We start from the raw sequence: 2,041 nt of genomic DNA, 5'->3' as shown, positions 1-2,041 counted from the left end.
AAAAAAAGCCGGTCATGATGACCGGCTTTTTTATCGGCTGACGCCAGGCGGCTTACTTCAGCAGCGCCTGCGCCTTGGCCACCACGTTGTCCACGGTGAAGCCGAATTCGGCGAACAGCTGCTCCGCCGGCGCCGACTCACCGAAGGTGGTCATGCCCACGATGGCACCGTTCAGCCCCACGTATTTGTACCAGTAGTCCGCGATACCCGCTTCCACCGCCACGCGCGCCGTTACCGCCGCCGGCAGCACCGACTCGCGGTACGCCGCATCCTGCTTGTCGAACGCATCGGTCGACGGCATCGACACCACGCGCACCTTGCGGCCCGCCGCGGTCAGTTTGTCCGCCGCTTCCACCGTGATGCCCACTTCGGAGCCGGTGGCGATCAGGATGACGTCCGGCGTGCCCGCGCAGTCTTTCAGCACGTAGCCGCCGCGGTACACGTTCGCCAGCTGCTCTGCGGTGCGCGGCTGCTGGGTCAGGTTCTGGCGCGAGAACACCAGGGTGGTCGGGCCGTCGTTGCGCTCGATGCCGTACTGCCACGCCACCGCCGACTCCACCTGGTCGCACGGGCGCCAGGTGCTCATGTTCGGGGTCACGCGCAGGCTCGCCAGCTGCTCCACCGGCTGGTGGGTCGGGCCGTCTTCGCCCAGACCGATGGAGTCGTGGGTGTAGACGAACACGTTGCGCAGCTTCATCAGCGCCGCCATGCGTACCGCGTTGCGGGCGTATTCCACGAACATCAGGAAGGTCGCCGAGTACGGCAGGAAGCCGCCGTGCAGCGCGATGCCGTTGGTGATGGCGGTCATGCCGAACTCGCGCACGCCGTAATGAATGTAGTTGCCCGCCGGGTCAACGTTCAGCGCTTTCGAGCCGGACCACATGGTCAGGTTGCTCGGCGCCAGGTCGGCGGAGCCGCCCAGGAACTCCGGCAGCACCTTGCCGAACGCTTCCAGCGCGTTCTGCGACGCCTTGCGGCTGGCGATGTTGGCCGGGTTGGCCTGCAGTTTTTCCACGAACGCTTTGGCGTCGGCTTTCCAGTCGGCCGGCAGCTCGCCGTTCATGCGGCGCTTGAACTCGGCAGCCTGCTCCGGGAAGGCCTTGGCGTAGGCGGCGAACTTGTCGTTCCAGGCCGCTTCCTTGGCCTGACCGGCTTCCTTGGCGTCCCACTGGGCGTAGATGTCCTGCGGGATTTCAAAGGCGGCGTATTTCCAGCCCAGCGCTTCGCGGGTGGCGGCCACTTCGGCTGCGCCCAGCGCGGCGCCGTGCACGTCATGGGTACCGGCCTTGTTCGGCGAACCGAAGCCGATAACGGTCTTGCACATCAGCAGCGACGGCTTGTCGGTCACCTTGCGGGCTTCTTCAATCGCCGCCTTGATGGCGTCCGGGTTGTGGCCGTCGACGTTGCGCACCACGTGCCAGCCGTAGGCTTCGAAACGCAGGGCGGTGTCGTCGGTGAACCAGCCGTCGACGTGGCCGTCGATGGAGATGCCGTTGTCATCGTAGAAAGCGGTCAGCTTGCCGAGCTTGAGGGTGCCGGCCAGGGAGCAGACTTCGTGCGAGATACCTTCCATCATGCAGCCGTCGCCCATGAAGGCGTAGGTGTGGTGGTCGACGATGTCGTGGCCAGGGCGGTTGAACTGCGCCGCCAGGGTGCGTTCGGCGATGGCGAAGCCGACGGCGTTGGCGATGCCCTGGCCCAGCGGGCCGGTGGTGGTCTCAACGCCCGGGGTGTAGCCGTACTCCGGGTGGCCCGGGGTTTTGGAATGCAGCTGACGGAAGTTCTCCAGCTCGCGCATCGGCAGGTCGTAGCCGGTGAGGTGCAGGAGGCTGTAAATCAACATGGAGCCGTGGCCGTTGGAGAGCACGAAACGGTCGCGGTCAGCCCAGTGCGGGTTAGTCGGGTTGTGGTTGAGGTAGTCACGCCACAGGACTTCGGCGATGTCCGCCATGCCCATAGGGGCACCCGGGTGGCCGGAATTTGCTTTTTGTACGGCGTCCATGCTGAGTGCGCGGATGGCGTTGGCAAGCTCTTTACGAGA

At 65.5% G+C, this 2,041-nt stretch carries 1 protein-coding gene; it reads right to left on the bottom strand.

Annotated elements, in window-relative coordinates:
- Positions 1–52: 52 nt before the first annotated feature.
- On the bottom strand, positions 53–2,041 hold a 1,989-nt coding region (gene tkt / locus GKN89_RS24225), incomplete at its 5' end, for a transketolase (RefSeq protein WP_049296678.1).

It is taken from the genome of Serratia sp. YC16, assembly GCF_009707615.1.
Taxonomy (GTDB): domain Bacteria; phylum Pseudomonadota; class Gammaproteobacteria; order Enterobacterales; family Enterobacteriaceae; genus Serratia; species Serratia surfactantfaciens.
Note: the sequence above shows the minus strand (reverse complement) of the source record. Positions and strands in the feature narration are given on the sequence as shown.